This window comes from Tateyamaria rhodophyticola, assembly GCF_047777875.1.
In the GTDB taxonomy this organism is placed as follows: domain Bacteria; phylum Pseudomonadota; class Alphaproteobacteria; order Rhodobacterales; family Rhodobacteraceae; genus Tateyamaria.
In genome coordinates this window covers 360,173-387,122 of the sequence record NZ_CP180519.1, presented here as the reverse complement: position 1 = coordinate 387,122, position 26,950 = coordinate 360,173, and the positions used below count along the sequence as shown (strand labels likewise).

27 protein-coding genes and 1 pseudogene are annotated in these 26,950 nt (G+C 62.7%); 16 read left to right on the top strand and 12 right to left on the bottom strand.

Annotated features, from left to right (window positions below):
* Positions 1-6: 6 nt before the first annotated feature.
* Both ACERHN_RS03230 and ACERHN_RS03225 read right to left on the bottom strand, forming a co-directional pair.
* The gene (locus ACERHN_RS03230) at positions 7-702 is read right to left on the bottom strand and encodes a CoA transferase subunit A (RefSeq protein ID WP_415921209.1); all 696 of its coding nucleotides are present in this window, start codon (positions 700-702) and stop codon (positions 7-9) included.
* A 206-nt stretch (positions 703-908) separates the two neighbouring features.
* Positions 909-1,079 carry a hypothetical protein gene (locus ACERHN_RS03225; RefSeq protein ID WP_415921208.1) on the bottom strand — a complete coding sequence of 57 codons (171 nt, stop codon included), beginning with the start codon at positions 1,077-1,079 and terminating at the stop codon, positions 909-911.
* Positions 1,080-1,221: 142 nt separating this feature from the next.
* Here ACERHN_RS03225 and ACERHN_RS03220 point away from each other — a divergent pair, with 142 nt between their 5' ends.
* Complete coding sequence (locus ACERHN_RS03220) at positions 1,222-1,632, top strand: MarR family winged helix-turn-helix transcriptional regulator (protein WP_415921207.1); 411 nt, start codon at positions 1,222-1,224, stop codon at positions 1,630-1,632.
* Here the strand turns inward: ACERHN_RS03220 and topA are convergent.
* The 3 genes from topA to tldD all read right to left on the bottom strand — a co-directional run bounded on the left by topA (position 1,624) and on the right by tldD (position 7,085).
* On the bottom strand, positions 1,624-4,200 hold the full coding sequence (gene topA / locus ACERHN_RS03215; protein WP_415921206.1) for a type I DNA topoisomerase: 2,577 nt from the start codon (positions 4,198-4,200) through the stop codon (positions 1,624-1,626). The genes ACERHN_RS03220 and topA overlap by 9 nt on opposite strands.
* Before the next feature lie 98 nt (positions 4,201-4,298).
* On the bottom strand, positions 4,299-5,441 hold the full coding sequence (gene dprA, locus ACERHN_RS03210; RefSeq protein ID WP_415921205.1) for a DNA-processing protein DprA: 1,143 nt from the start codon (positions 5,439-5,441) through the stop codon (positions 4,299-4,301).
* 222 nt (positions 5,442-5,663) lie between these two features.
* Complete coding sequence (gene tldD / locus ACERHN_RS03205) at positions 5,664-7,085, bottom strand: metalloprotease TldD (RefSeq protein WP_415921204.1); 1,422 nt, start codon at positions 7,083-7,085, stop codon at positions 5,664-5,666.
* Between the two features lie 187 nt (positions 7,086-7,272).
* Between tldD and coxB the strand changes: the two genes are divergently transcribed.
* The 11 genes from coxB to ACERHN_RS03150 all read left to right on the top strand — a co-directional run bounded on the left by coxB (position 7,273) and on the right by ACERHN_RS03150 (position 17,156).
* Positions 7,273-8,172, top strand: a complete 900-nt coding sequence (gene coxB / locus ACERHN_RS03200; RefSeq protein ID WP_415921203.1) for a cytochrome c oxidase subunit II — start codon at positions 7,273-7,275, stop codon at positions 8,170-8,172.
* A 55-nt stretch (positions 8,173-8,227) separates the two neighbouring features.
* A complete protein-coding gene (gene cyoE, locus ACERHN_RS03195) occupies positions 8,228-9,166 on the top strand; it encodes a heme o synthase (RefSeq protein WP_415921202.1) in 939 nt (312 codons plus the stop codon).
* Positions 9,163-9,324 carry a cytochrome C oxidase assembly protein gene (locus ACERHN_RS03190; protein ID WP_415921201.1) on the top strand — a complete coding sequence of 54 codons (162 nt, stop codon included), beginning with the start codon at positions 9,163-9,165 and terminating at the stop codon, positions 9,322-9,324. The genes cyoE and ACERHN_RS03190 overlap by 4 nt, the downstream gene beginning before the upstream one ends.
* A complete protein-coding gene (locus tag ACERHN_RS03185; RefSeq protein ID WP_415921200.1) occupies positions 9,324-9,914 on the top strand; it encodes a cytochrome c oxidase assembly protein in 591 nt (196 codons plus the stop codon). Before ACERHN_RS03190 ends, ACERHN_RS03185 begins: the two co-directional genes overlap by 1 nt.
* A gap of 11 nt (positions 9,915-9,925) precedes the next feature.
* Complete coding sequence (locus tag ACERHN_RS03180; protein ID WP_415921199.1) at positions 9,926-10,780, top strand: cytochrome c oxidase subunit 3; 855 nt, start codon at positions 9,926-9,928, stop codon at positions 10,778-10,780.
* Between the two features lie 84 nt (positions 10,781-10,864).
* Positions 10,865-11,527, top strand: coding sequence for an SURF1 family protein (locus ACERHN_RS03175; RefSeq protein ID WP_415921198.1), 663 nt, complete (start codon positions 10,865-10,867; stop codon positions 11,525-11,527).
* Positions 11,528-11,539: 12 nt separating this feature from the next.
* A complete protein-coding gene (gene thrC / locus ACERHN_RS03170; protein ID WP_415921197.1) occupies positions 11,540-12,928 on the top strand; it encodes a threonine synthase in 1,389 nt (462 codons plus the stop codon).
* A gap of 19 nt (positions 12,929-12,947) precedes the next feature.
* Complete coding sequence (locus tag ACERHN_RS03165) at positions 12,948-14,210, top strand: M16 family metallopeptidase (RefSeq protein WP_415921196.1); 1,263 nt, start codon at positions 12,948-12,950, stop codon at positions 14,208-14,210.
* On the top strand, positions 14,210-14,794 hold the full coding sequence (locus ACERHN_RS03160; RefSeq protein WP_415921195.1) for a GNAT family N-acetyltransferase: 585 nt from the start codon (positions 14,210-14,212) through the stop codon (positions 14,792-14,794). The genes ACERHN_RS03165 and ACERHN_RS03160 overlap by 1 nt, the downstream gene beginning before the upstream one ends.
* 55 nt (positions 14,795-14,849) lie before the next feature.
* A complete protein-coding gene (locus ACERHN_RS03155; RefSeq protein ID WP_415921194.1) occupies positions 14,850-15,674 on the top strand; it encodes an MBL fold metallo-hydrolase in 825 nt (274 codons plus the stop codon).
* A 63-nt stretch (positions 15,675-15,737) separates the two neighbouring features.
* A complete protein-coding gene (locus ACERHN_RS03150; protein ID WP_415921193.1) occupies positions 15,738-17,156 on the top strand; it encodes an FAD-binding oxidoreductase in 1,419 nt (472 codons plus the stop codon).
* A 99-nt stretch (positions 17,157-17,255) separates the two neighbouring features.
* On the opposite strand, the gene ACERHN_RS03145 is transcribed toward ACERHN_RS03150, so the two are convergent.
* The 5 genes from ACERHN_RS03145 to ACERHN_RS03125 all read right to left on the bottom strand — a co-directional run bounded on the left by ACERHN_RS03145 (position 17,256) and on the right by ACERHN_RS03125 (position 21,823).
* Positions 17,256-17,786, bottom strand: a complete 531-nt coding sequence (locus ACERHN_RS03145; RefSeq protein ID WP_415921192.1) for an adenine phosphoribosyltransferase — start codon at positions 17,784-17,786, stop codon at positions 17,256-17,258.
* Complete coding sequence (locus ACERHN_RS03140; RefSeq protein ID WP_415921191.1) at positions 17,783-18,415, bottom strand: LysE family translocator; 633 nt, start codon at positions 18,413-18,415, stop codon at positions 17,783-17,785. Before ACERHN_RS03140 ends, ACERHN_RS03145 begins: the two co-directional genes overlap by 4 nt.
* A gap of 13 nt (positions 18,416-18,428) precedes the next feature.
* Entirely contained in the window at positions 18,429-19,097 is a 669-nt protein-coding gene (locus ACERHN_RS03135; RefSeq protein ID WP_415921190.1) for a DUF2927 domain-containing protein, read from the bottom strand.
* Positions 19,094-19,966, bottom strand: a complete 873-nt coding sequence (locus ACERHN_RS03130) for an S-methyl-5'-thioadenosine phosphorylase (protein ID WP_415921189.1) — start codon at positions 19,964-19,966, stop codon at positions 19,094-19,096. The genes ACERHN_RS03135 and ACERHN_RS03130 overlap by 4 nt, the downstream gene beginning before the upstream one ends.
* 111 nt (positions 19,967-20,077) lie before the next feature.
* Positions 20,078-21,823: a hypothetical protein gene (locus ACERHN_RS03125; protein ID WP_415921188.1), complete on the bottom strand. Its 1,746-nt coding sequence runs from the start codon at positions 21,821-21,823 to the stop codon at positions 20,078-20,080.
* A 213-nt stretch (positions 21,824-22,036) separates the two neighbouring features.
* Between ACERHN_RS03125 and ACERHN_RS03120 the strand changes: the two genes are divergently transcribed.
* From ACERHN_RS03120 to ACERHN_RS03110, 3 genes are all read left to right on the top strand, one after another.
* A complete protein-coding gene (locus ACERHN_RS03120) occupies positions 22,037-23,677 on the top strand; it encodes a SulP family inorganic anion transporter (protein ID WP_415921187.1) in 1,641 nt (546 codons plus the stop codon).
* A gap of 140 nt (positions 23,678-23,817) precedes the next feature.
* Positions 23,818-24,714: an esterase/lipase family protein gene (locus ACERHN_RS03115; RefSeq protein WP_415921186.1), complete on the top strand. Its 897-nt coding sequence runs from the start codon at positions 23,818-23,820 to the stop codon at positions 24,712-24,714.
* Positions 24,714-25,133, top strand: a complete 420-nt coding sequence (locus tag ACERHN_RS03110; RefSeq protein WP_415921185.1) for a hypothetical protein — start codon at positions 24,714-24,716, stop codon at positions 25,131-25,133. The genes ACERHN_RS03115 and ACERHN_RS03110 overlap by 1 nt, the downstream gene beginning before the upstream one ends.
* Before the next feature lie 2 nt (positions 25,134-25,135).
* Here ACERHN_RS03110 and ACERHN_RS03105 read toward each other — a convergent pair whose 3' ends face one another.
* Together ACERHN_RS03105 and ACERHN_RS03100 are read right to left on the bottom strand one after the other, a co-directional pair.
* Entirely contained in the window at positions 25,136-25,765 is a 630-nt protein-coding gene (locus tag ACERHN_RS03105; RefSeq protein WP_415921184.1) for a CatB-related O-acetyltransferase, read from the bottom strand.
* Entirely contained in the window at positions 25,762-26,367 is a 606-nt protein-coding gene (locus ACERHN_RS03100) for a flavin reductase family protein (protein WP_415921183.1), read from the bottom strand. Before ACERHN_RS03100 ends, ACERHN_RS03105 begins: the two co-directional genes overlap by 4 nt.
* Positions 26,368-26,456: 89 nt before the next feature.
* Between ACERHN_RS03100 and ACERHN_RS03095 the strand changes: the two are divergent.
* Positions 26,457-26,941: pseudogene (locus ACERHN_RS03095) on the top strand (GNAT family N-acetyltransferase).
* Positions 26,942-26,950 lie beyond the last annotated feature (9 nt).

The window sequence follows — 26,950 nt, the reverse complement described above, 5'->3', positions numbered from 1 at the left end:
GCTCCTCTAGGCGGCGCGCGTTGTGCGTTGTTCGATCCGTTTCTCGTGTTCACCCTGGATCAGGCGGTGGACGTAAATGCCCGGCAGGTGGATTAGGTCGGGGTCAAGGCTGCCCGTGGGCACGATCTCTTCGACTTCGACCACACATGTCTTGCCGCACATCGCGGCAGGCGGGTTAAAGTTCCGGGCGGTCTTGCGGAAGATCAGGTTGCCGGTCTCATCCGCTTTCCACGCCTTGACGATGGCGAGGTCGGCAAAGATGCCTTCTTCCATGATGTAGGTTTCACCGTTGAAGTCGCGGTGATCCTTGCCCTCGGCGATCACGGTGCCAACGCCGGTCTTTGTGTAGAATCCGGGGATGCCGCAACCGCCTGCGCGCATGCGCTCGGCCAGCGTGCCCTGCGGGTTGAATTCCAGCTCCAGTTCTCCGGACAGGTACTGACGCATGAATTCCGCGTTCTCGCCCACATAGGACGAGATCATCTTTTTGACCTGCCGCGTCTGGAGCAGGATGCCGATGCCGAAATCATCCACGCCTGCATTGTTGGAGGCAAAGGTCAGTTCCTTGGTGCCTGCGTCCTTGATCGCATCAAGCAGCAATTCGGGAATGCCGCACAGGCCAAATCCACCTGCCGCGATGAACATGCCGTCAAACAGCAATCCATCAAGTGCCTCGGCAGCCGAACCGTAGATCTTTTTCATGCGCACCCCCAAAAAGCCCGCAAAGCGGGTTGTTCAGTTTCAGGCGCAGTATGTGACTGTATGCAATATCAAAGTCAACGAGAACGGGATTCAGGATGTGACCTTTTGCGGTAGATCGCCAAGGGGCGAATTATAGTGCACAGCGCCCGGTTCACCGGCGCGTGGCAGGGTCCGCGCGCTGCGTCGCGCGCGGACCAAAGGCGCGATCACTCGTCAGCCTTGTCGGTCTTTGTGGATGTGTCCGACTGGGTTGTGGTCGCATCTGACGGGAAACCGACATTGTGCGGGAACGTGTTGGGAATGCCCGCTGCGGCTGCGGTTGCGAGGGTCAAAGCCAGTGTTGCAGCTGTGGCGGTTGCGGTCAGGACGTTTTTCATTTCAAGCTCCTTTCAGTGCGAAAATCGTAGCACTTGTTGCGATTATCGTACATTTAGGAACTCTGCTTGCACGTTCAAGTGCACTGGGCGAATGTCTGGTATGACCAGAGAACAACAGTTGCTTGACCACGTAAAAACCCTGATGCGCGTGATGCTCATCAGCGAACGTACGCCGCCCGAACATCAGCATGTCATCAAGTTCAATCCGCTTGATTTTCATACGCTGGGGATGGTGCGTGCGGCGCCGGGTGTTCGTGCCGGCGCGGTTGTGGCGTCACTGGGCATCGCCCCCACCACCGCAAGTTCGGTGATCGGACGGCTCATTTCGCGCGGGTTGATCCAGCGGCGGCAATGCAGTGACGACCGCCGTGCCTATGAGTTGTACCTGACGGACGAAGGGCAACAGATTGCGGATACGATTTTTCAGCAGGACTTGCGGAACATGGGCCTGTTTCTGTCTGCGCTCACGGAACGCGAACAGGAACAGCTGCTCAAGCTGATGGGCAAGGTCGTGACCCGGGTCGCTGCGTTGGAAGAGGGCGCGTCAGGCTGATTTCTTCTTCGCGGCAGTTTTCTTCTTCGGTGCCGCCTTCTTGCGCGTCGTCTTCTTTTTCGGCGCTTTTTCCGCGATCAGCTGGACGGCCATGTCCATGGTCACATCCTCAGGCTCGGTGCCCTTGGGGATGGTCGCGTTGACCTTGCCCCATTTGACGTAAGGCCCGTATTTGCCCTTCATCACAGCGACGGGGCCGCCTTCGTCTGGATGTTCGCCCAACTCATGCAGCGGTTTCGCGGCTGCACCGCGGCCCCCACGGCTCGCCACCTTTTCGGCCAGCAGCTGCACGGCGCGGTTCATGCCGACGGTCCACACCTCGTCGATCCCCTCGAGGTTGGCGTTGGTGCCGCCGCGGTCCGACGTGCTTTCGGCATGTTTCAGGTAGGGTCCGTACCGGCCGATATTGGCCCAGACCATGATCCCGTCCTCGGGGTGCGGTCCGATTTCGCGCGGCAGCGACAGCAGCATCACGGCCCGGTCCAGCTCCAACTCTTCCGGCGCCCAATCCTTTGGGATGGATTGGCGCGGAGGTTTCTTGTTGTCTTCGGTCACTTCGCCGCGCTGGACATACGGGCCAAAGCGGCCCTTGAACACGCGGATCTCGTCGCCATTGTCCTCGCCCAACAACTTGCCTTCGGGCGGAATTGCGCTCGCTTCGGCCTCCGGATCGGGTGGTCCGAACGGGCGGGTATAGCGGCATTCGGGATAGTTGGAGCAGCCGATGAACGCGCCCCCGGACCGTGCCGTGCGCATCGACAGCCGTCCCGCCCCGCAGTTCGGACACAGGCGCGGGTCGCCCCCGTCCTCAAGCGGCGGGAACAGGTGCGGCGCCAGTACCTCGTTGATCTTTTCCAGCACTTCGGTGATGCGCAATTCGGACGTCTCGGCAATCGCAGCCGAGAAATCAGACCAAAAGCGGCCCAACACGTCCTTATAATCGCGGTCACCCGCGCTCACATCATCAAGCTCTTCTTCCATGGAGGCGGTAAAGTTGTAGCCCACATATTTCCGGAAGTAGTTTTCCAGAAACGCGATCACCAGCCGGCCCTTGTCTTCGGGGATCAGCCGGTTCTTGTCCTTGCGGACATAGCCGCGGTCCTGGATCGTCGTGACGATGCTGGCGTATGTCGACGGGCGGCCAATGCCCAGCTCTTCCATCCGCTTGACCAGCGTCGCCTCGGTGTAGCGGGGCGGCGGCTGAGTGAAATGCTGATCCGGCGTGACGGAGCGTTTGTCGGCGGCCTCGCCCTCGCTCAGCTGGGGCAGGCGCTTGTCATCATCATCGACGACATCGTCGTCGCGCCCCTCTTCGTAGACGCGCAGAAAGCCGTCGAACAGGATCACTTGCCCGGTTGCACGCAGGCCCACCTGACCATCGTCGCTGCCGATCTCGACCGTTGTGCGTTCAAGCCGCGCGCCTTCCATCTGGCAGGCAAGGGTGCGTTTCCAGATCAGATCATAAAGCTTGCGCTGATCATCATCGGTGATCTTGAGGCTGGCCGCATCGCGCGCCATGTCGGTGGGGCGGATGCATTCGTGTGCTTCCTGCGCGTTCTTGGCCTTGTTCTTGTACATGCGCGGGCTTGAGGGGACGTATTCCGCGCCGTACCGGTCCTTGATCGCGTCGCGCGCCATGTCCACGGCTTCGGGCGCCATGTCGATCCCGTCGGTCCGCATATAGGTGATGTAGCCGGCCTCGTAGAGGCGCTGCGCGCTGGACATTGTCTGGCGCGCGCCCATGCCGAACTTGCGGCTGGCCTCCTGCTGCAGGGTAGAAGTCATGAAGGGGGCGGACGGGTTGCGGGAGGCGGGCTTCGCCTCGACCGACTGGATCTTCAGATCGCGGCTGGTGATCGCCTGCACGGCCATTTCGGCCTGCGTCTGGTTTTCGAGGTCGTATTTGTCGAGCTTCTTGCCCGCAAGGTTCGTCAGCCGCGCCTCATACTCCTGACCCCGTGGGGAGGTGAGCACCGCCTTGACCGACCAGTATTCGCGGGCGCGGAACGCCTCGATTTCCATCTCGCGCTCGGTGAGGATACGCAGGCAGACCGATTGCACGCGGCCCGCGGATTTCGCGCCAGGCAGTTTGCGCCACAGCACTGGCGATAGGTTGAACCCGACAAGGTAGTCGAGCGCGCGGCGTGCCAGATAGGCCTCGACCAGCGGCATGTCGACCTGGCGCGCATTGGCCATGGCTTCGGTCACGGCGGCCTTGGTGATGGCGTTGAAGGTCACGCGTTTGACGTCCGTGTCCTTCTTGATCGACTTGCGTTTGGTCAGCGCCTCTTGCAGGTGCCAGCTGATCGCCTCGCCCTCGCGGTCGGGGTCGGTTGCGAGGATCAGGGCGTTGTCGTCCTTGAGCGCATCGGCGATGGCCTTGACGTGTTTCTTGCTGTCAGAGGCGACCTCCCACAGCATGTCGAAATCATTGTCGGGGTCGACCGAGCCGTCTTTGGGGGGCAGGTCGCGCACATGCCCATAGCTGGCCAGAACAGTGTAATTGTCTCCCAAATACTTGTTGATGGTCTTTGCTTTGGCTGGGGATTCGACAACGACGACTGGCATTTATGGGGCACACCTCGGGGGAGAATTTGTACGCTCTATGGCGGCGCAAGATGTGGGGTGCAAGCGCGGATTGTCAACCAAGCGCTTGATCGGTGCGGTCAACTGGCGCGGCTCAGCAGCCCGCCGGGGGCGCGGTCGATGGCCCCGTCCATCTCCAGATCCAGCAGGGCCGGCGCCACTTTGTCCGCGCCGGTGCCAAGGTCGCGGATCAGTTGATCTTCGGCCACGGGGGTCGGTCCCAGCCGGTTCAGGATCTGCTGGTGCAGCGCGATGGTCTGGGCGCGGCTGCGGGTGTCGGCGGGCGGCTTTGCTGGTGGCTCCAGCGGCAGTTCCGGCGCCACGATCGGGGCAATCGCCTCGAGAATATCGGCGGCGTTGCGCACCAAAAGCGCGCCGTCCCGGATCAGCATATTGCACCCGGATGCGCGCGCATCCATCGGATGGCCGGGCACGGCCAACACGTCCCGTCCCAGATCGAGGGCGTCCCGCGCCGTGATCAGACTGCCGGATTTTGCGGCGGCCTCGACGACCACCGTCGCCTTGGCAAGACCGGATATGATGCGATTGCGCGCCGGGAAATGGCGCGCGATGGGCTGCAATCCCATCGGCTGCTCGCTGATCCGCACGCCTTGTGCGGCGATGTCTTCGGACAATTTGGCGTTTTCGGCCGGGTAAATCACATCGACGCCGCCCGCCTGCACGGCGATGGTGCCGGTTTCGAGTGCTGCGAGATGGGCCGCAGCATCGATACCGCGGGCGAGCCCCGATGCGATGACGTGGCCCGCCGCACCGAGGTCCCGCGCCAGACTGCGCGCCATCCGGGTGCCCAGCGACGACGCGTTGCGTGCACCGACCAAGGCAATCGTCGGCCGGTGCAACAGTGAAATGTCGCCAATCGCCCACAGAAACGGTGGCGCGTCGGGCAGGGCGGTCAGCGCGGCCGGGTAGGCTGGCGTACCCTGGGACACGAGGGTTGCACCCGCCCGCTGCGCAGCCTTCAGCTCTGCGTGCACGACACCTTCGGGGCAAATGGTGTATTTCGAAACGCCGGCGGCGCGCGCTACCTCAGGTAGCGCGGCCAGCGCGTTTTGCGCAGTGCCGTGTTCAATCAGTAAACGTTGATACGTCGAAATACCGACCCGGCGAGAGCGCAACAAACGGAGACGGTTGAACTGATCGTCTTCCGAGGTGGGTGGGAGTGGGGGGTGAGTGGAAGAAGGATGGGTATCCCTTTCAGTCATCCGTGGCTCCGTCTGTTGCTGTATTTGTTTTAGAATCAGCAAGGTTAACAACGCATGAACACAGGCGATTAAATCGCCGGGCACGCACGCTCCAGTTGATTTCAAACGGAAAATTGTGATTGGAACCAACGGCGGCGCATGGTCGGTTCGCGTCATGCGTGTCGCAGCCTCCCCCGATCTAGCGAGGGGCAGGGTGCGCCGCAGAAACTCAGCCGGGCAGAATCACGCAGCAGACCCGCCCACGGTCAAACCGCCGATCATCAGCGTCGGCTGACCCACGCCCACCGGCACCCATTGCCCAGCCTTGCCGCAATTGCCCATGCCGGGATCCAGCGCCATATCGTTGCCGATGCCGCGGATGTGCTTGAGCGCGGTCGCCCCATCGCCAATCAGCGTGGCCCCCTTGACCGGCGCGCCCACTTTGCCGTTTTCGACGCGGTAGGCTTCGGTACATGAAAACACGAACTTGCCATTGGTGATGTCGACCTGACCGCCGCCAAAGCCCACCGCATAGATCCCATCCTTGAGATCGGCCACGATATCACCCGGTGCGGCGTCACCGCCCAGCATATAGGTATTGGTCATGCGCGGCATCGGGATGTGCGCATAGCTTTGCCGCCGCCCGTTGCCGGTGGTGGGCACGCCCATGAGGCGCGCATTCTGGCGGTCCTGCATGTACCCCACGAGGATGCCGTCCTCGATCAGGACGTTTTTGCCGGAAGGCGTCCCCTCGTCATCAATACTGATCGAGCCGCGCCGGTCGGGGATGGTGCCGTCGTCAAGTACGGTCACACCGGGTGCGGCGATCCGCTGTCCCATCAGGCCGGCAAAGGCAGAGCTGCCCTTTCGGTTGAAATCCCCTTCGAGCCCGTGCCCGATCGCCTCATGCAAAAGGATGCCGGGCCAGCCGGGGCCCAGAACGACGTCCATCACACCCGCAGGCGCCGGAACCGCGTCAAGGTTGACCACCGCCACGCGCAGCGCCTCGCGGGCCTTGGCCTCCCAATCGGCGCGGTCGATCAACCCATCGAGCCCGATGCGCCCGCCGCCGCCCGCGCTGCCGCTTTCGCGGCGACCGGCCTGTTCGACGATAACGGACACGTTCACGCGGGTCATCGGGCGCACGTCCCGCACCGACAGACCTTCGGGGCGCAGAATTTCCACCTCCTGCAAGGAGGCCGAAACCGACGCGGACACCTGCACGACCCGCGAATCAAGATCGCGCAGGAAGGCGTCGATTTCCTTGAGCGTGTCGACCTTGACCGCGAAACTTGCGCCCGCGATGGGATCATCGTCGGTATAAAGCGTTTTGTTGGTGGCTTGCGGCGCGTCCGCCAGCGTGCCGCCCCCATCGCCAACGGCGAGACGCGCGGTTTCCGCCGCCCGGCGCAAGGCAGATTCGGTGACTTCCGTCGAATGCGCATATCCCGCAACCTCGCCCCGCACCGCGCGCAGGCCGAACCCCTTCGAGGCGTCATAACTGGCCGTTTTCAGACGCCCATCGTCAAAAACCAGCGATTCCGAGCGGACGCGTTCGAAAAATATCTCGCCATCATCGGCGCCAGCAGTGGCCGCACGCAGGATGTCCAACGCGTGCTGGCGGTCGATTTCCGTGTCGAGGGGGGCAAAAGGCGTGTCGCTCATGCGATCTCCGATGGGTTTGCAGGTGTGTGACGGAGGGTGAAGCGTCCGTTTGACGCGGGGTCTGCATCTTTATCTTGTGTCCAAGATATGATTGTAAATGCGCCTAATACAACGGGATGCCTGTGTGGCAATGCGCAGAGTGATCCTGACGACCAACAGTGCGCTCCATCAAGATCAGGACGACCAGATGAAAAAGCTTTTCTCGATGTCGGGTCTTCTCGGCATGTTTGCCGCAGTTCCGGCCATCGCTCAGGACAACCTCGAAGTGATCGGCAAGCCGATCCCGGGTGGCATCGGCTTTCAGCCCGCCGCCAGTGAACTGGCCCGCGATCTTCAGGCGCTCGACGGCCTGATCAACGTGATCATCTTTATTATCACGCTCTTCGTGGTTGGCCTGCTTGCGTGGGTCGTGATCCGCTATAACCGCAAGCGGAACCCCGAACCTGCGAGCTTTACCCACAACACACCGATCGAAATTGCGTGGACCGTGGTTCCGATCGTCATCCTGGTGTTCATCGGTGCGTTCTCGCTGCCGGTGCTGTTCAAACAGCAGGAAATCCCCGAGGCGGACGTTACCATCAAGGCGACCGGCTACCAGTGGTTCTGGGGCTACGAATACGTGGATGAGGGCATCGGCTTTGACAGCTATATGATCGGCTCGCCCGCCTCGACCACCGACGATGCCGAAGAGACGTTTGACAACTCCCTGACGCCTGATGTGGAAAAAGCGCTGGTCGCGGCGGGTTACAGCCGTGAAGACTTCCTGCTGGCGACGGACACGGCGATTGTCGTGCCCGTGGGCAAGACCGTGGTGGTGCAGGTGACCGGCGCGGACGTCATCCACGCGTGGACCATTCCCGCATTCGGCGTGAAACAGGACGCGGTTCCGGGCCGTCTGGCCGAACTGTGGTTCGAAGCAGAGCAGGAAGGCATCTATTTCGGCCAGTGTTCCGAGCTGTGCGGCATCGCCCACGCCTACATGCCGATCACGGTCAAAGTGGTGAGCGAAGCGGCCTATGACGCCTGGCTCGAAGCCAACCGTGACGCACCCGATTACGTGGATGTCAGCGCGGTTCTGACCAACTGATCCATGGCGGGGCGGAGCATCCGCCCCGACCCTCCGACCCAAGCCAGAGGCGCCCATGACCGACGTCAGCTATCAGGAACAGACGCACGAGGCTGAAGCCAGCCTTGGCGATTACTTTGCCCTGATGAAACCACGGGTGATGTCCCTTGTGGTGTTCACTGCGCTTGTCGGACTTTTGGCAGCACCGGTGTCCGTGAACCCGGTCATCGCGTTTGCATCCATCCTGTTTGTCGCCATTGGCGCAGGGGCGTCGGGTGCGCTTAACATGTGGTGGGACGCGGATATCGACGCGGTGATGAAACGTACCGCAAAACGACCAATTCCCGGCGGTATGGTCACAGCGGACGAGGCCAAGGCGCTTGGCATTGCGCTGTCCGGTCTGTCGGTCATGATGCTGGCGCTCAGCGCGAACTTGCTGGCGGCGAGCCTGCTGGCCTTCACCATCTTCTTCTATGTCGTTGTCTACTCCATGTGGCTCAAACGCTCCACGCCGCAGAACATCGTGATCGGTGGCGCAGCGGGTGCTTTCCCGCCGGTGATCGGCTGGGTCATCGCGACAGGCTCCATGTCGGTTGAGGCGTGGTTGATGTTCGCCCTTATCTTCATGTGGACACCACCGCATTTCTGGGCGCTCGCGCTGTTCATGAAGTCCGATTATGACGACGCAGGTGTTCCGATGCTGACCGTCACCCATGGCCGCCGCGCCACCCGCGTCCACATTCTGGCCTATACCGCGCTGCTGGTTGTGCTGGCCGTTGGCACGGCGTTCACCGCGATTGGCGGACCCGTATACCTCGTGACGGCGCTGGTACTGAACGCGCTGTTCCTCAAGGGCGCTTATGACATCTGGCGTCGGGATGAGGCGCAGTCCGAAGCGGACAACTACGCCGTGGAAAAGTCGTTCTTCAAGCTGTCGTTGCTTTACCTTTTCCTGCATTTCGGCGCGATCCTGGTCGAGGCAGTGCTGCCCGCGGCGTGGGGGATCTGGGCATGAGCCTGAACACCGAACATGAACTGCACAAGCGCCGCAAAGGCCGGAACGTGGGCGTTGGCCTGCTTCTTGGTGGCTTTGTCATTCTGGTCCTCGCGTTGACCGTGGCCAAGGTGACAAGCGGCGATTTCGAACTTCCCCGCATCGAGGAGGGCCAGTAATGCGCAAGCTGTTTGACCGTCTGGACGGACCACAAAAAACCGTGGTCCAGACCCTGAGCCTGGTGTTCGTCATGGGGGGGCTGGCCTGGGCGTCGGTGCCGTTTTACGACTGGTTCTGCCGTGTCACCGGTTTCGGCGGCACGCCCAGCATCAGCGACGTGGCAAACGAAGACATTCTGGACCAGACCATCACCGTTCGGTTCGACGCATCGCTGGAACGCAGCATGCCATGGGAGTTCACTCCCACCGTGCGCGAGATGGAAATGCGGATCGGTGAAACCGGTCTCGCCTTTTACGAGGCGTATAACCCCACCGACCGCCCGGTGGCGGGATCGGCCAGCTACAATGTGGCCCCCTACGCTGCGGGCGGCTTTTTCTCCAAGATTGACTGCTTCTGTTTTGAAGAGCAGGTGCTGGCCCCCGGTGAGCGGGTCCAGATGCCTGTGACATTCTATGTCGATCCGGAAATCGTCGAGGATCGTGACGGGAAATACGTCCACACGATCACGCTGAGCTACACTTTTTACCAAATCGATCTGCCCGAGGGATACGCGTCCCTTGATCCACAGACCGACACCAACCTGAACTGAGGGACGGGACTATGGCCCACGCAAAAAATCACGACTACCACATTCTTGCGCCGTCGACCTGGCCACTGCTGGGCGCATTGGCCGGCTTTGTCATGCTGTTTGGCGCCGTTGCATGGATGTCCGGCGGGATGACCATCCTGTTCCAGTCTATTGAACTGAGCGGCCCGTGGCTGTTCCTGATGGGCTTTGTTGCCGTTCTTTACGTTATGTTCGGCTGGTGGGCGGACGTCGTGGCCGAAAGCCGGATTGGCGATCACACGCCGGTTGTTCGCATCGGCCTGCGCTATGGCTTTATCCTGTTCATCATGTCCGAGGTGATGTTCTTTGCCGCGTGGTTCTGGTCGTTCTTCAAGCACGCCATGTACCCGATGAGCGAATATGTCGGCACCGAGTATGTGCAGCCCGATATCTATCACGTCGATGCGTTCCACCTGCCGCTGATCAACACGCTGATCCTGCTGCTGTCGGGATGTGCCGTCACATGGGCGCACCACGCGCTGGTGCATGGCGGCCCGCGCAAGGACGTGGTGAACGGTCTGGCGATTGCGGTTGTTCTGGGCGTGCTGTTCACCTTCCTGCAAGGCTATGAATACAGCTACCTGCTGTACCAGGGCTGGGAATTTGGCGGGGACAAGTTCTTCTCCAACTTCTTCATGGCGACCGGCTTTCACGGTGCGCATGTGATCATCGGGACCATCTTCCTGTTCGTGTGCCTGCTGCGCGCGATGAAGGGGCACTTCTCTGCTGAGAAACACATCGGGTTTGAGGCCGCCGCGTGGTACTGGCACTTTGTGGACGTGGTTTGGCTGTTCCTGTTCTTCGCCGTCTACATCTGGGGCGTGGCCCAGATGCCCGGCGCACACTGATCCGATCACCGGACCAAGATCAAAGCGCGCGGTCCCGCCGCGCGCTTTTTTCGTTTTACGGGGGCAGATGACATCATGCGCTGGATGTTCTTTTTGATCGTGGGCTTGCTGGGGGCGGGCACTCTTGTCAGCCTCGGCGTCTGGCAGGTGCAGAGGCTGGCATGGAAACAGGACCTGCTGGCCAGCATCGAGGCGCAGATTGATGCCGACCCCGTGCCCTTGGCACACGCCGTTGCGCCTGAGTTCCAGCGCTACGCCCCCGTGACGCTCACCGGCACGTTCGGCGATGGGCACATTCGCATGCTCGCCTCGCGCAAGACCATCGGCCCCGTCCACCGCATCATCCGACCCTTTGACGCGGACGGGTTCGGCCCCGTGCTGGTCGATACCGGCTGGCAGCCTGACGGGGTTGCGGTCGCATCCGCGCCCGCGGCCGCGCTCACGCTGATCGGCAATCTGGATGCCCCGATTGAAGCGGACGGGTTCACGCCCGCGCCCGACCTGACCGCCAACCTCTGGTTCGCCCGCGATGTGCCCGCCATGGCCGCCACGCTGAACACGCAGCCCATCCTGGTCGTGTTGCGGGACATGCCGGAAATTGACCTTGGCGTGACGCCGTGGCCCGTAGACACGGCTGGCATTCCGAACGATCACCTGCAATACGCCATAACATGGTTTTCGCTGGCCCTGATCTGGGGCGCGATGACCGGCTATTTCCTGCTGCGCAACCGGCGCGGCGCGGCTTGAGAAAGACGAGACATGCGGTACATCTCGACACGGGGCGCGGCCCCCGTCCTGACCTTCGAAGACACGATGCTGACCGGGCTTGCCCGCGACGGTGGTCTCTATGTGCCCGAGACGATCCCGCAGCTGGACCACGCCAGCATCGCCACGATGGAAGGGCAGAGCTATGAGGATATCGCCTTTACCGTGATGCGCCCGTTTGTGGGCGATACGTTTACGGACGCCGAATTCCGCGACTGCATCGATCACGCCTATGCCGGGTTCGGTCACGCGGCGCGCGCGCCCCTGGTGCAACTGGATCAGGGGCACCACCTGCTGGAGCTGTTCCACGGGCCCACGCTGGCGTTCAAGGATTTCGCGATGCAGCTGATCGGTCAGCTGTTCCAGACCGCCCTCAAGCGCCGGGACCAGCGGGTGACCATCGTGGGCGCCACCAGTGGCGACACCGGATCTGCCGCGATTGAGGCGTTCCGCGGTCTGGACAATGTGGACGTCTTCATCCTCTACCCCCATGGCCGGGTGAGCGAGGTGCAGCGCCGCCAGATGACCACCCCTTCCGAGGACAATGTGCACGCGCTGGCCCTCGAGGGCGACTTTGACGATTGTCAGGCGCGGCTCAAGGACATGTTCAACGATTTCGAGTTCCGCGATGGCGTTGGCCTTGCAGGCGTGAATTCGATCAATTGGGCGCGCGTGCTGGCGCAGGTCGTGTATTATTTCTCGTCCGCCGTGGCCCTCGGCGCGCCGCACCGCGCGGTCAGTTTCACCGTGCCCACGGGCAATTTCGGCGACATCTTTGCGGGCTACATCGCCAAGCGGATGGGTCTGCCCATCGACCGGCTGGTGGTGGCGACGAACCAGAACGACATCCTGCACCGGTGTTTGCAAGGGCAGGGCTATCACAAGGGTGACACGATCCCGTCGATCAGCCCATCCATGGACATTCAGGTCAGCTCCAACTTTGAACGGGCACTGTTCGATGCCTATGACCGCGATGGCAATGCCGTCGCCCAGCTGATGGATGAGCTGAAGGCTGGCGGGTTCGACGTAAGCCAGGGCGCGATGCAGGCGCTGGCGGAACATTTCAGCTCTGGCCGCGTGTCGGAAGAGGAAACGAGCGCACAGATCACCGACAGCCTGCGCACCAGTGGTGAACTCCTGTGCCCGCATTCGGCGGTGGGTGTGCATGTCGCCGACGCGCAGCGTGTGCACGGTACGCCGATGATCACGCTGGCCACGGCGCATCCGGCGAAATTCCCCGACGCGGTCGAGGCGGCCACGGGCATCCGCCCCCCCCTTCCATCGCGCATGGCGGACCTGTATGACAGGCCGGAACGGATGACCCGGGTGCCCAACGATCTCGAGGCGCTCAAGGCCCATATTATCGCACATCGCGCCACCTGACCAACCAAGCGAGACCGCATTGACCACCCAGACCCACCGCCTGCCCAACGGCTTTCGCATCGTCACCGAACACATGCCGGGCCTCGCCTCGGCGTCCATTGGGATATGGGTGGGCGCAGGGGCACGGCACGAGGCACCCGAGCAAAACGGCATCGCGCATTTCCTCGAACATATGGCGTTCAAGGGCACCGAACGGCGCAGCGCGCTTCAGATTGCCGAAGCGATTGAGGATGTGGGTGGATACATCAACGCCTATACCAGCCGCGAGGTCACGGCCTACTACGCGCGGGTTTTGCAGGCGGATGTGCCGCTGGCGCTGGACGTGCTGTCGGATATCCTGCTCAACCCGGTCTTTGATCAGAACGAGATCGAGGTGGAGCGCGGCGTGATCCTGCAGGAAATCGGGCAGGCGCTGGATACACCCGACGATGTGATCTTTGACTGGTTGCAGGAACAGGCCTATCCCGGCCAGCCCTTGGGACGCACCATCCTCGGCCCGTCCGAGCGTGTGTCAGCGTTTCAGCGGGACGATCTGGCCCGGTTCACCGCGCAGCATTACGGCCCGGAACAGATGATCCTGTCCGCCGCGGGTGCGGTGGATCACGATGCCATCGTGAAACTGGCCGAAGCGGCGTTTGGCCATCTGCGCCCGCGCCCCGTGGCCGTGGCCGACACCGCCCGGTTTCAGGGCGGTGAGGTGCGGCGCGAAAAGGCGCTGGAACAGGCGCATTTTGCGCTGGCTTTCGAAAGCCCGGGTTACCGCGACGATGCGATATATACCGCGCAGATCTATGCCAGCGCGCTTGGCGGCGGCATGTCGAGCCGCCTGTTTCAGGAAATCCGCGAAAACCGCGGCCTGTGCTATTCGATCTTTGCCCAAGCGGGGGCTTATGCCGATACGGGCATGACCACGATTTATGCGGGCACATCGCAGGATCAGGTGGCGGAGCTGGCAGGCATCACCGTGGACGAAATGAAGCGCGCCGCCGATGACATGAACGATGCCGAGGTGGAGCGGGCGCGCGCACAGATGAAGGCCGGGCTGCTGATGGGGCTGGAAAGCCCGTCGAACCGCGCTGAACGGCTGGCGCGGCTGGTGCAGATCTGGGACCGCGTGCCGCCCCTGGCTGAAACGGTCGAACGGATTGACGCGGTGACGGCGGCGGACGTGCGGGCCTTTGCCGGGCAGATGGCGGCGCAGGCGCCCATGGCGCTGGCACTTTACGGGCCGATTGCGGCGGCTCCTGACCTGTCCCGATTGCAGGAGCAGCGCGCCGCCTGATGTTGCTGGCCAAACGGAAATTGCGGATCGAGACGGAGCGCATGACGCTGCGCCCGCCCACGCATTCCGATTTCCGCAGCTGGGCTGCCCTGCGTGCCGCCAGCGCGGACCACCTGATCCCGTGGGAGCCAAGCTGGGCCAGTGATCACTTGACGCGCAAGGCGTTCACCAATCGGGTGTACTGGGCGCAGCGGTCCGTAGCCTCAGGTACAGCGGTGCCGCTGTTCCTGTTCCGGCGCAGCGACGACGCCCTTCTGGGGGCGATCACGCTCGACAATATCCGCCGCGGTCCGGCGCAGGCGGGCACGCTGGGCTACTGGACCGGGGCGGCGCATGCGCGGCAGGGATATATGCGCGAGGCGATCCTTGCGCTTGTGCACTATACCTTCACCCGGCTGGACCTGAGCCGGATCGAGGCTGCGTGCCTGCCTGAAAACGCGGCGTCCCGCGCGCTGCTCGAAACATGCGGGTTCAAGTACGAAGGCGTCGCGCAGAGCTATTTGCAGATTGATGGCAGATGGCGCACCCATGTTCTTTATGCGGCACTGCGCATGGACCGGCGGGGCAAAACCGACGCGGGATAGAGGTTTTTGGCCGGCTGCATTTTGGCAAAGCCGCTGCGCGCCCTATCCTTGGCTCATGCGCCTGATTCTCCTTTGCCTTGCCCTGCTGGCCAGCGCGCCCGCATGGGCCCAGAGCCGGACCCCCAGCCACTGCATCGCGTTGGCCGATGCAATCCCGGACGGGACGTTTGTCCATCGCGCCAGCTATGACGCCGATGTGGCGGATGAGACGGTGCGCATCCACTATATTGCCCACGCGTCGTTCCTGATCCGGTCGGCAGGCGGGTTGAACATGGTGACCGATTTCACGGGCTTTGTCGGCAATGTGCCGATGATCCCGGATGTGGTGACGATGAACCACGCGCATGAGACGCATTGGACCGCCTTTCCCGACCCGGCGATCCCGCACGTGTTGCCGGGATGGGGGGACTTTGGCGAGGGTATCGATCACCGCGTCGATCTGGGCGAAGTTCTGATCCGCAACGTGTCCACCGACATCCGGTCGCAATGGTCCGGCGTCGAGCCAAACGGCAATTCGATCTTTGTGTTCGAGATGGCGGGCCTGTGCATCGGGCATCTGGGCCATCTGCATCACGAACCCACGGACGAACAATATGCGGCCATCGGCAGGCTTGATGTGGTGATGGCCGCTGTGGATGGCGGCATGACGGTCGATATGCCGACGATGATGCGCATCATCGGGCGGCTGAAATCGTCCATCGTGATCCCGATGCACTGGTTCGGGGAATTCACGCTGGATCAGTTCCTGACCGGCATGCGCGAAGAATTTCAGGTGGTCGAGGTGGGTGGCCCCGCGCTCGACGTCTCGCTCGACCGGCTGCCTGGCCGTCCGACGATCATGGTGCTGCGCCCGGCGTGGCTGCGCGAGACGCCGGAATAGGCGCATTGCCCAGACGTCGGGGCCATGGCACACGGGCGTTCAGGCACAGCAGAGGCAGCGCATATGTTGAACCCCATCACTCCGGATCGTGAGGCGGCGTTTCGCGCCGCGTTGCCCGCCGACCGTTTTGCCGATGCCGCGGCGCGCTATCTCGAGGAACCGCGCGGGCGGTATGCGGGGCAGGCCGGATTGCTGGCCCTGCCGCGCAGCACCGAAGAGGTGGCGGCATTGGTGCGCGTGGCGGCCGAGCACCGGGTGCCGGTCGTGCCCTATGGTGGCGGCACGGGCCTTGTGGGCGGGCAGGTGGCACCGGACGGGCCGCGCCCGTTGATCCTGTCGCTGGAGCGGATGACCGCGATCCTTGACGTCTATCCCAGTGAAAATGTGCTGGTGGCGCAGGCGGGTGCCATTCTGGCGGACGTGCAGGCGGCCGCCGCGCAGCACGACCGGCTCTTTGCCCTGTCGCTGGCCGCCGAAGGCAGCGCGCGCATCGGCGGCAATCTCAGCACGAATGCAGGCGGCACGGGCGTGCTGCGCTATGGCAATGCGCGCGATCTGTGCCTGGGCCTTGAGGCGGTGATGCCGGATGGGTCGATCCTGAACGGGTTGAGCCGTCTGCGCAAAAACAACACGGGCTATGACCTGCGCCACCTGCTGATCGGGGCCGAGGGCACGTTGGGGATCATCACGGCGGCGGCGTTAAAGCTGCACCCGCGCCCGGCACGGGAGGGCACCGCCCTGTTTCAGGTCGCGGGGCCGGAGGCGGCGCTGCACCTTTTGTCACTGGCGCGCGATCACTTGGGCGACGGGATTAGCGCGTTTGAGCTGATCCACAGGCAGGGCTTTGATTTTCTGGCCGAAACCCTGCCGGACGTGGTCAACCCGTGGACGGACACGCCGGAGTGGTCGGTGTTGATCGACGTGGGCTTGCCCGCCGGTCTCGACCCGCAAGATGCGCTTGCCGAACTGTATGTTGCGGCGGTGGAACACGGTCTGTCGCAAGACGGGCTGGTGGCCCAGAACGCCGCACAGGCGGCGGCCTTCTGGACCGTGCGCGAGACGATCCCGGAGGCCAACCGCCGCATCGGGTCGGTCAGCTCGCACGACATTTCCGTGCCGCTGGGGGCAATCCCCGATTTCATCGCCATGGCCGGGCCGCGCATCGCCGCAGTGGGGGCATTCCGCATCAACTGCTTTGGTCATGTGGGCGACGGCAACCTGCACTACAACGTGTTCTCGGCGCCCGGCAAAACGCGGGACGATCACATGGACGACCGGGGCACGATCAAGCGTGTGGTGCATGATCTGGTGCACGAGCTGGGCGGATCAGTGAGCGCCGAGCACGGGGTCGGGCGGCTCAAGGTCGAAGACCTCGAACGCTATAGCGATTCTGCGAAACTGGCGGCGATGCGCGCGATCAAGGACGCGCTCGACCCGCATGGGATCATGAACCCCGGCGCGGTGTTGCGCGCGCGCACTTAAAGCGAAATACATATCACCTGCACCATCATGTATCACGTAACCCGTTGAAATCTTGGATTTCAGGCAGGGTGACGTGATTCAGGTTTTTGTGTTTCTGCTTTAAAGCCCGTCAAAGGCACAGAGCGCCTGCACCTCCATGCCGAGCGCCTCAAGCTTCTTGCGCCCGCCCAGCTCCGGCAGGTCAATCACAAAGGCGCAAGAGATGATCTCGCCCCCCAGTCGTTCCACCAGTTTGATCCCGGCCTCTGCCGTGCCGCCCGTGGCCAACAGATCATCCACCAGCAGGATCTTTTCACCCGGCGCGATGGCGTCGTCATGCACTTCGACCACGGCCTCACCGTATTCGAGCGTGTAGGCCTGGCTGATCGTGGCCCCGGGCAGCTTGCCCTTCTTGCGGATCGGCACGAATCCCACCGAAAGCTGGTGCGCGATGGCGCCACCCAGGATGAAGCCGCGCGCCTCCAGCCCCACCACCTTGTCGATTTGCAGGCCCGCGTAAGGGTGCAGCATCTGGTCAATCGCCATGCGGAACCCGCGCGGGTCCGCAAAAAGCGTGGTCACATCGCGGAACATGATCCCTTCATGGGGGAAATCGACGATGGTGCGGATGTAATCCTGAACAGTTTTCATGTGGCTCTCCGAAGCGATGCGGTCAGCAGGCCCATGCCGACCAGAGTGGCGCCACCGGCGCGGGTCAACCACATCTGGACGGTGGGGCGGGTGATACGGGCGCGCATGGCGTTGGCGGCCAGCGCAAAGATCAACGCGTTGAGGCCGGCGATGGTGACAAACGTGGCAATAAGGATCGCGGCCTGTGGGGCAAAGGCGGTGGTCGGGTCAATGAACTGCGGCACGAAGGCCACGAAGAACGTGTTGGATTTCGGGTTCAGGGCCGTGACCGTGGTGAGATCGCGAAACACCTTGCCCGCCCGCTGGCCGTCCGGCTTGCTCATCAGGGTGGTCTGGGCAGGCGTGCGCGCGCTCCAGAGCATCTTGAGGCCGAGATAGACCAGATAGGCGGCACCGATCCATTTCAGCATGGTAAAGGCCAGTGCCGAGGTCAGAAAGATCGCGCCCAGCCCGATGACCGAGAGCGTCATCGCAATGAGATCGCCCGTCGCCACGCCAAGCGCGGATGCGACGGCGACACGGCGGCCTTGGGTCACGGCATAGCTCAGCACCATCATGAGTGTGGGGCCGGGGATGACCAGCAGGGCGGTCGAGGCGATGACAAAGGTCAGCCAGAGGTCGAAGGGCATGTGGGGGGGATCCTTATCTTGCGTAGTGGGTGCGCACCGCCATGGCGTCCTGCCCGCGGAGCACTGTGACCTGATTGCTGTCCTGCGAGAAGATCGAACTGTGCCGGTAGTCTGGATTGCGGATATCCGTCAGCAGGCCAAGGCTTTGGGTCAACTCTTCGAGCATGACGGACGTGATGCCGTCCAGCGCCACATGGGGCGTGAACACGATGACGCCGCGCGTGATCTGCTTGCGACCGTTCCACCAGATATGGACATAGGCCGCCTCAATCATGTTGCCGTCAAGCCCGGCGATACCGGTGCCTTGCAGGGGCGTGTGCTCGGGGTGGTCAAGGAGCAGCACCGAGATGTCCGGATTGCGGGTCGTGGTCGTGATCGCGACACCTGCATTCAGGTCCGTGATCTCGCGCGCGGCCTGGGTCATGGCGGTGCGGATGCGGGCGGCATTGCGGTTGGGGAAACGGTCGTCGATGCGCGTGATGCCGACGGTCAGGTTGCGCGCCTTGCGCGGGGCCCACCGCACGACGTCCTTCTGGCACGCGCCGCCCGGCGGGGCCGCGCAGGATACCAGGCGGTAGAACGCGTCGTCGGACAGGGGGCCTTGGGTGGTGATGTATTCCTGTGACTGCGCGACACCGGCGCAGAGCAGCCAGCAGCAGAAGGCCAGCCGGAGGCGGGTCACAACACCCGGCCTGCCACCGCATCGAGCCGCGCCATCACGCTCGGGTCGCGCGCTTCGGGTGCGGTGATGATGGCGTATTCCAGCGCGCGGTCGCAGCCATGTGGGCAGGGCGCGCGGTTCGCCCCCAGCAGCGCGGGCAAGCGGCGCACTAGGTCGCGCGCCTTATCCGCGTTTCCCATAAGTGTCTGAATAATCTGCGTAACATCCACTTCGCCATGATCGGGATGCCAGCTGTCGTAATCGGTGATCATCGCCACGGAGGCATAGCACAGCTCGGCCTCGCGGGCGAGTTTCGCTTCGGGCATGTTGGTCATGCCAATGACGTCCGCGCCCCAGCTGTCGCGATACATCTTCGATTCCGCCAGTGTCGAGAATTGCGGGCCCTCCATGGCAAGATACGTGCCGCCCTTGTGGACGGTGATCCCTGCGTCCTGCGCGGCGCTGTGGCAGGCGTCACCCAGCCGCGGACAGGTCGGGTGCGCGACGCTCACATGGGCCACACATCCCGTCCCGAAAAAGGATTTCTCGCGTGCAAATGTGCGGTCAATGAATTGATCTACAATGACAAAATCGCCCGGCGCCATCTCTTCGCGGAAACTGCCGCAGGCCGAGACAGAGATGACATCCGTCGCGCCAAGACGCTTGAGCGCGTCGATATTGGCACGGTAGGGCACGGTGGTGGGCGAATGGACGTGCCCGCGCCCGTGACGGGGCAGAAACAGCATGTCGACACCGCCCAGCACCCCGCTCAGGATCGCGTCGGATGGCGCGCCCCAAGGCGTGTCGACGCTCACCCATTCCGCCCCTTCAAGCCCCTCGATGTCATAGATGCCGGAGCCGCCAATCACGGCGATTTTGGTCTGGGTCATGGGGGCCTCGTGCTGGTGTTTGGTGGTGACTAAAGCAGGCAAAATCGGCGTGCACAAGGTGTGCACAGCCTGTGCACTGCCCGTACACCGGTTTGTCATACACCGCTGCCGCTATTCGCGGCGGATGATCCCGGTGATGGCGGCGGCACCGAGGGCTGTGACGATCCAGCCCATGACGCTGAGAACCCACCGCGCCCACCACAGATGCCACCCGATGGGTCCGCGTGTGGTGGACGGTGCCCAGGCATCCGTCTGGCCGAAATCGATGATCGGGATCACCACGTCGAACCCATAGGCATAGCGGTTGAACGTCTCCCAATCACGGCCCGGTGCCATGGCACGCCATTCTGGCGGGGTCATCGTCGACCCTTTGGGCACCACGTCCCCGGCCCAGACGGCGGCCGGTTTGTCCTCGGTGCGCGCAAATTCCGTCCACGCGTCGGACACGGCGACAGGGGCGGCGTTGGGGGCAAAGCTGCCTTCTTCCCACGCAAAATGGGCGGGCAGGATGGCAAGGGTGATCAACACGGCAAGGGCCGCGACACTGCGGAACGGGTAGTGGCCGTACCCCACCACCATGCGCAGCAGAAACCCCCAGAACAGCGACCAAAGGTTCTTTGGCCCGGCAAAGGTGTCGCCGGAGGCGCGCAACTGCGCACGGGCCGAGGCGCGGCGCAGGCGTTCGCGCGTATAGAGAACGCGGCGGGCGTCCTCATCATGGCCGGTGTCGCGCAGGAATTTGGCATATTGCGAATAGGGTTGGGGTCGGAATTCGTCCCCGAAATAGCTGCCCGCCTTGAGCCAATCCATGCGGGCGGGCGAGGTGGAGACGGTCCCCTTGATCCGGTCATAGGTAAACCCGTCGAGGAACAGGTTATCCCGGTCGGGCCAGTTTTCGGGGTCGTCATTGAGTTCGGCCACATGCGCACCATTGAGGCTGATCGCGCCAGAGACGTGGTTGACTTTTTTCCAGACAAAAGCGTGATCGACGCGCACCGCCTGCGCATTGAAGGCGTGCCCGTTGTCATTTTCCAGTGTCATGCGTTCGCAAGTGAGCCGCCCCGAAATGCGCGACCCCGCAATCAGCATTTCGCCGGTGCTGCTGCACCCGTCGAGACGCACCGAACCGTTTACCGTCGCCCCGCCCAGAGACAGCGTCTGGCCGGTTGATGTGGCCACAAGGGTCGTGCCGTTGGCGTAGAGGCCACCGATGGTCGCGCCGTTCAGGCGCAACTCGCCCGTGCTGTGGAATGGACGTTCGATGTTTTGTCGTTCGCGTTCGGTGCGCGGATGCAGGATGATCGCGCCGGTGATCCGCGCGTCATAGGCGGACATCGCATACCCATCCGCGGCCCGCAGGCGCGCGCCTTCGCAAATCAACAGCCCGCCAATGGAAATACCGTTGAAATCCAGCAGACCGTCACTGTCGCTGTCGCGCAGAAAGACGCCGCCCTCGACCTTTGCGCCTTGGGTCATCCACCCGTTGAGCTTGCTGCCGCTCAGGTTCACAATGACAAACCGCGTCTGAACGCTCTTGAACCGGTTGGCAAAGTGACAGTTCTCCAGCCCCGTCGCACCGTGGGCCACGGAAAAGTTGAGGTTCAGGTCCCCGGTGATGTACGCCCCGATCAGCCGTGTGCCGCGACCGTCCACCGGGCACGTGTCGCAGCCGCCCAACAGCAGGTAGCGCAAGATGTCGGCGCGGACGGTATGGGCGTCGGATGGACCGTCGGGCCGCGTGCCGTGCCCCAGTACGCAGCGCTGGCCCGCCTTGCAGGCCTTGATCAGCTTCCACTCGGCTGTGGTCGGTCCACCGTCATAGGCTTCTACATCCGCCCATGTGCGCAGCACTGCCATATGGTCTCTCCCGTATCCCGCGAAAACTGTATCAGGCGCGGGCGGGTTGGCCAGTGAATTTGCCGCATACCGATAAATACCGTGCAACCCCTGACCGGTCTGCTATGAGCGGGGCGCAATGCAGGTGACGGCCTGCGGCGGGTGGTGTTTCGATGCATGATCCGCTAAGCGCGACCGGTCGCGCAAATACGTGCCAAGCAGACGGATCCCCATATGGCCCTTTTCGACTTCGCCACCCTTTCCAATCGCCGCAAATCGACCCGGTTTGGGGATTTTTCCATCGCGCCTGGCGATGTGAAGCTGACCCCAGGTCAGATCAAGACGGATTTGCTGTCCGGGTTGACTGTGGCGCTGGCGTTGGTGCCGGAGGCGGTGGCCTTTGCCTTTGTAGCGGGGGTGCATCCGCTCGTTGGGCTTTATGCGGCGTTCATGGTGGGTTTGATCACGGCGCTCTTTGGCGGGCGGCCGGGTATGATTTCCGGGGCCACGGGTGCGCTGGCCGTTGTGATGGTGGCGCTGGTGGCGCAGCACGGGGTGGAATACCTCTTTGCGACCGTGGTGCTGATGGGGCTGTTGCAGATTTTTGCAGGTGTGATGCAGTGGGGCAAGTTCATCCGCCTTGTGCCGCATCCGGTGATGCTGGGCTTTGTGAATGGCCTCGCCATTGTGATTTTCCTGGCGCAGATGAGCCAGTTCAAGGTGCCGGGTACGATGGAAAACACCGGGCATGGCCTCGGCGGGGGCGAGTGGTTGTCGGGTGTGCCGATGGCGATGATGCTGGGGCTGGTGGCGCTGACCATGGCGATCATCTGGGCGGCGCCGCGTGTGACCAAGGCGATCCCTGCGCCGCTCGCGGGCATCGGGATTGTCGCGGCGATTGTGATTGGCTTTGGCCTTGATGTGCCGCGCGTGGGCGATCTGGCCAGTATCGAAGGCGGGTTGCCGCCGTTTCACATTCCGATGGTGCCGCTGACATGGGAGACGTTCGAGATCATCCTGCCCTATGCGGTGATCCTTGCCGCGATTGGTTTGATCGAGAGCCTTCTGACTCTGAACCTTGTCGGTGATCTGACCGGGCAGCGCGGTGGTGCGTCACAGGAATGCATCGCCCAAGGCGTCGCCAACACGGCCACGGGCTTCTTTGGCGGCATGGGTGGCTGTGCCATGATCGGGCAGTCGATGATCAACGTGAAATCCGGTGGGCGGACGCGGATTGCGGGTGTGGCGGCGGCGCTGTTTTTGCTGGCGTTCATCCTCGTGGGATCGTCGATCATTGAGCTTATTCCGCTGGCCGCGCTGGTCGGTGTGATGTTCATGGTGGTGATCGGGACATTCGCGTGGAACTCGCTCAAGATCCTGCGCAAGGTGCCGTTGACGGATGCGTTTGTGATCGTGCTGGTGACGGTTGTCACCGTGCTCGAAGACCTTGCCGTGGCGGTGGTCGTGGGCGTGATCGTGTCGGCGCTGGCCTATGCGTGGAACAACGCGCGGCGCATCCACGCCAAGACCTACGAAACGCCCGAAGGCGCGCGGGTCTATCAGGTGCAGGGGCCGCTGTTCTTTGGCTCGGCCTCCGGTTTTGTCGAGATGTTCAAGGTGGATACCGACCCGCGCGAGGTGATCATTGATTTCGCCGACAGCCGGCTGGTGGACCAATCCGCGCTGCAGGCGGTTGAAGCGGTGGCGCAGAAATACGAAGAGGCGGGCAAGCGGGTTCAGCTGCGGCACCTGACGCGCGACTGTCACAAGCTGCTGACAAAGGCCGGGCATCTGATCGTGGACAGCGACGACGACCCCGATTACGAGATCGCGACAGATTACGGCGTGCGCACCGGCATTCTGGGCGGTCACTAAAGCGCGCCTTGGTGCTGCACGCGTTGCGTGTGGCACCATACTGCACAGTCTGGTTAAGACTGTTGCCTTGCCGGGCGTGGGTCCGGTAGGCATGCCTCCATTATTTTTTTGAAGTTGTTTTTTAAAAATGGAGTGGTTTTGTGCAAACCTTTGACGACTATAAATATTTTGCCGAAGTAAATGGGATTGACGTAACCGACCTGACCGAGATGGAGGCGCAAGACGCGCCGCAATGGTTCGATGATGACGAGATCATGGAGCCGTGGGTCAGCAAGATCGATGATACGGATCTTACGTCGCAAGGCAGTGGCAAGCTTGCTATCCTGCTGCACGGTTTCAACCCGTTTGGGCGTCATCCGTTCACGCAGGATGAGGCCAATGCGGGTCGTTACGCCGACTATCAGCTTTTCTTCGACAAACTGAAGCAACGCCTTGCAAAGCAAGGCTACACCTCGGTCGTCGCATCCTATGACACCTTTGAGACGTTCAAGGATGGCGGCAAGAAACTGGCTCGGATATTCAAGGGTTGGACCAATTACGATCTGTCCAAGACGATCATCGTTGCCTACTCGATGGGGGGACTTGTGGCGCGGCAGATGGTGCTCGAAGGGATGCCCTTTGCGCGGCTTTACACGACCTGCACACCGCATGGCGGCACGATGCCGTATCTGATGAACAATGTGTTCGGGCAATACTACTTCAACTTTAACCGCGGTTCTGCGTCGATGGGACCGGGCAGCCGCGATATCCGCACACTCAATCGGTCGGATCAACACCTGCACCACAAATACTACTGCCACGGCGTAAATTTCACCGATTTTCGATTGTTCCAAAACAACGACACGATCACCGATTGCGACCGCGCGACAATGGTTGGCTCGCGCATTGCATATCGCTGGGCCACACATATCGGGTTGCTTTCGACAGTGGACCCGATGCCGTTCCAACCACATCTGCGCGGCTACAGCGACAAAAAGGAATGGTTTACGGGGCGCTGGGCGCCAACCGAATTCATCAATCGCGTGGACGGTGTGTGATGGCGCGGCAAACGCGGTTCGATCTGGGGCCGATCCCCGAGAACTGGGATGATCAGGTCAACGTGCTGGAATATGACAAGGACAAGGTCGAGTTTTCTGCCAGGTTCTTCTATGACCAGCAGCTTGAATGGCATGTGGGCAAGATCGCACATGCCTGTGTCCAGATGTTTGGGTTCCGTTGGAACCCGATCCGTCCGAGCGTGGTGCGCAAGCCTGCGACCGGTGCCGATGGTTTGGTGTCGACATCGGCGGATGCGTTTACGTTTTGGGTGGCGGAAGAGTTTTCGCTCAACACGCAGAAGTCCATTTCCATCGTCTATGCGGATGGTCGCATCCGCACCGAGGTCGAATGTTATGACTTTTATTTTTCCGGCATGGAGTATCAGGACTTTCTTCTGACGTCGCAGCCAAGAGCCTAACGTCAGAGGGTCCTCAACATGCCCACGTCCTGCGCCAGCAGGGCAGGTACCGCCCGCGCGACCTTGTCCGCGGGCCAGTGCCACCATGCGATCCGCTGTAATTCCGCGATGGTGTCGGCGTCAAAGCGCATGCGTGCGATCTGGGCCGGATTGCCTGTGATAATGGCAAAGTCGGGCACGACACCGCGCACCACGGCACCGGCACCGACAATCACGCCGTTGCCGATCCGCGCGCCCGGGCACACCATCGCGCCGTGGCCCAGCCACACATCGTGACCAATCACCGTTTCGCGGGTGTCGGGACGGTAGGTGCCGATCTGTGCGGGATCGAAGATGGGGAAGGGAAAGGTCGTCAGACCGTCCATTGCATGATTGGCCCCCGACGTGATGAACCGCACCCCGTGAGCAATCTGGCAGTACCGCCCGATCCGCAGGTTCACAGGTCCGTCAAAGAGATAGGGGGCAAGGCGGCTGGCCCAATCGGCGGGCGGATCGAAATCGGAGGCATAGCTGTAATCGCCCACCGCCCAACCGGGGTGGTCGACGACCTGGTTCAGGAAAACGGTGCCTGGATGCGATGACCCGTCCGGCAGGGTCACGGGATATGCGCGGCTGGCGTCGGGAAAGGTCATTCGCCGGGGCGCTTGAGGCTGAACCGCTCCGTGATCACCGAATAGTCGCGGTAGCCAAGGCGGGTGAGCGGCTTGTAGGTGAGAATGTCAAAGATGCCGTCGCGCAGGCAATTGTCGCGCAGGTGCACGCCGACGACCTCTCCGAACACCACGAAGTTCGACACGCCCTCGATCGCGACAATCTGGGTGACGCGGCATTCGAGCGATGCGGGCGCATCGGCCACGCGGGCGCAGTTGATCTCGGAACACTCCGCCTTGGTGATGTCAGCCAGGGTGAATTCATCGGTGTCGGCGTCCCAGGGCCCCGAGGTCTGGTTCATGCGGTCCTTGGCGGCCTCTTCCACGACGTTGACGCAGAACACGCCGGTGTCGCGCAGGTTGGCCACGCTGTCCTTGGTGCCGTCGCGGTCGTCCTTGGCCCCGGTGGAGGCGAACATGACCTGCGGCGGCACATAGGCGACGCCGTTGAAGAAGGAATAGGGGGCGAGGTTGTCGCGCCCATCCGGCCCCCGCGTCGAGATCCAGCCGATGGGGCGGGGCGTGACGATGGCATTGAACGGATTGTGCGGCAGGCCGTGACCATCAGCGGGGCGGTAGAACATCGGGGACTCCTCGGCATGTTTGCGCGTGACTTACCCGCATGATAGGGCGGGGGCCAGCCCGAGACGACCCCAGACCACAAGAGCGCACCATGTACACCCTCATGCCCGAGACGCCGGAGGATTGGTGGGAGGTCGAGGCCCTGTATGACTTATGTTTTGCACCGGGTCGCGAGGCGTTGTCGTCCTACCGCCTGCGCGATGACGTGCCGCCCGTGGCCGACCTGAGCTATGTCGCGCGGGATGCGGGGGGATTCTGGCAGGGGCGATCCGGTTCTGGCCAGTGCGCGTTGGCGATGCGGGGGCGCTGCTCCTCGGGCCCATTGCGGTGCACCCGACGCGGCAGGGCGAGGGGTTGGGCGGTGCGCTCATGCGCGAGACGCTGTCCGTGGCAGAGGCGCGGGCCTGGGACCGGGTGATGCTGGTGGGCGACGCGCCCTATTATGCGCGGTTCGGGTTCGACCGGTTGGACGGGGTCGAAATGCCGCCCCCCACCAACCCGGCCCGCGTTCTGGGGCGCGCGCTGACGCCGGGCGCGTGGGACGGCATTGCGGGCAAAGTGACCCGCGCAGATTGAAACGGACGC

Excerpts from the sequence above, each read along its gene's own strand:
- ACERHN_RS03155 (WP_415921194.1), top strand. The coding sequence starts at position 14,850 with ATGCGCCTGATTCTCCTTTGCCTTGCCCTGCTGGCCAGCGCGCCCGCA.
- topA (WP_415921206.1), bottom strand. The coding sequence starts at position 4,200 with ATGCCAGTCGTCGTTGTCGAATCCCCAGCCAAAGCAAAGACCATCAAC.
- ACERHN_RS03140 (WP_415921191.1), bottom strand. The coding sequence starts at position 18,415 with ATGCCCTTCGACCTCTGGCTGACCTTTGTCATCGCCTCGACCGCCCTG.
- ACERHN_RS03175 (WP_415921198.1), top strand. The coding sequence starts at position 10,865 with ATGTTCTTTTTGATCGTGGGCTTGCTGGGGGCGGGCACTCTTGTCAGC.
- ACERHN_RS03130 (WP_415921189.1), bottom strand. The coding sequence starts at position 19,966 with ATGACCCAGACCAAAATCGCCGTGATTGGCGGCTCCGGCATCTATGAC.
- ACERHN_RS03105 (WP_415921184.1), bottom strand. The coding sequence starts at position 25,765 with ATGACCTTTCCCGACGCCAGCCGCGCATATCCCGTGACCCTGCCGGAC.
- cyoE (WP_415921202.1), top strand. The coding sequence starts at position 8,228 with ATGACCGACGTCAGCTATCAGGAACAGACGCACGAGGCTGAAGCCAGC.
- ACERHN_RS03145 (WP_415921192.1), bottom strand. The coding sequence starts at position 17,786 with ATGAAAACTGTTCAGGATTACATCCGCACCATCGTCGATTTCCCCCAT.
- ACERHN_RS03150 (WP_415921193.1), top strand. The coding sequence starts at position 15,738 with ATGTTGAACCCCATCACTCCGGATCGTGAGGCGGCGTTTCGCGCCGCG.
- thrC (WP_415921197.1), top strand. The coding sequence starts at position 11,540 with ATGCGGTACATCTCGACACGGGGCGCGGCCCCCGTCCTGACCTTCGAA.
- ACERHN_RS03185 (WP_415921200.1), top strand. The coding sequence starts at position 9,324 with ATGCGCAAGCTGTTTGACCGTCTGGACGGACCACAAAAAACCGTGGTC.
- ACERHN_RS03220 (WP_415921207.1), top strand. The coding sequence starts at position 1,222 with ATGCGCGTGATGCTCATCAGCGAACGTACGCCGCCCGAACATCAGCAT.
- ACERHN_RS03225 (WP_415921208.1), bottom strand. The coding sequence starts at position 1,079 with ATGAAAAACGTCCTGACCGCAACCGCCACAGCTGCAACACTGGCTTTG.
- ACERHN_RS03180 (WP_415921199.1), top strand. The coding sequence starts at position 9,926 with ATGGCCCACGCAAAAAATCACGACTACCACATTCTTGCGCCGTCGACC.
- ACERHN_RS03120 (WP_415921187.1), top strand. The coding sequence starts at position 22,037 with ATGGCCCTTTTCGACTTCGCCACCCTTTCCAATCGCCGCAAATCGACC.
- ACERHN_RS03125 (WP_415921188.1), bottom strand. The coding sequence starts at position 21,823 with ATGGCAGTGCTGCGCACATGGGCGGATGTAGAAGCCTATGACGGTGGA.
- ACERHN_RS03160 (WP_415921195.1), top strand. The coding sequence starts at position 14,210 with ATGTTGCTGGCCAAACGGAAATTGCGGATCGAGACGGAGCGCATGACG.
- ACERHN_RS03110 (WP_415921185.1), top strand. The coding sequence starts at position 24,714 with ATGGCGCGGCAAACGCGGTTCGATCTGGGGCCGATCCCCGAGAACTGG.
- ACERHN_RS03230 (WP_415921209.1), bottom strand. The coding sequence starts at position 702 with ATGAAAAAGATCTACGGTTCGGCTGCCGAGGCACTTGATGGATTGCTG.
- ACERHN_RS03100 (WP_415921183.1), bottom strand. The coding sequence starts at position 26,367 with ATGTTCTACCGCCCCGCTGATGGTCACGGCCTGCCGCACAATCCGTTC.
- tldD (WP_415921204.1), bottom strand. The coding sequence starts at position 7,085 with ATGAGCGACACGCCTTTTGCCCCCCTCGACACGGAAATCGACCGCCAG.
- dprA (WP_415921205.1), bottom strand. The coding sequence starts at position 5,441 with ATGACTGAAAGGGATACCCATCCTTCTTCCACTCACCCCCCACTCCCA.
- ACERHN_RS03190 (WP_415921201.1), top strand. The coding sequence starts at position 9,163 with ATGAGCCTGAACACCGAACATGAACTGCACAAGCGCCGCAAAGGCCGG.
- coxB (WP_415921203.1), top strand. The coding sequence starts at position 7,273 with ATGAAAAAGCTTTTCTCGATGTCGGGTCTTCTCGGCATGTTTGCCGCA.